Below are 471 nucleotides of genomic sequence, written 5' to 3'. Positions count from 1 at the left end.
ATCATTCATATAACGCTTGCTGGCAGGTAAAAATTCTTCATGTAAGCCGAGCATATCCACAAATGGTCGTACCAGTTTTACGCTTAAATCGTCATAAAAATCTTTCACTTCATTAAAACGACGTTTGAGTTCGTCAAGATCATTTGCTGATACCCTTACCACATAAGACAGCTTGTACATAGATTCCTTGCTTTGGTCTAAATTGGTTTCCAGCTCATTCACACTTTCCAGAGCTTCCGCCACATTGGAGCTGGTTTCATTATCACTTTGCCAAGCGTGGTTATCCAAGTCTTTCAGTTCTTTCTTTTTATTGCGGACAGTAGATAGGGCTTTACGATTCGCTACAATTTCCACATTCATTGACGTATCAATCGGGAATGTAAATTGCTGTTGCTGGTAGTAGAAGATTTCAGAGGACGGGAAGTCCAGTTCTCCGACAATGCTGTTAATGGTAAAGTAAGCTACATAGAC

At 40.1% G+C, this 471-nt stretch carries 1 pseudogene; it reads right to left on the bottom strand.

From position 1 onward, the window contains the following. Nucleotides 1–471 (bottom strand): annotated as a pseudogene (locus AC0C45_RS30060) (conjugal transfer ATPase TcpF); the annotation flags it as partial.

The sequence above is a fragment of the Priestia sp. VA7 genome, assembly GCF_055710015.1.
This window is presented reverse-complemented; position numbering and strand designations above follow the sequence as displayed.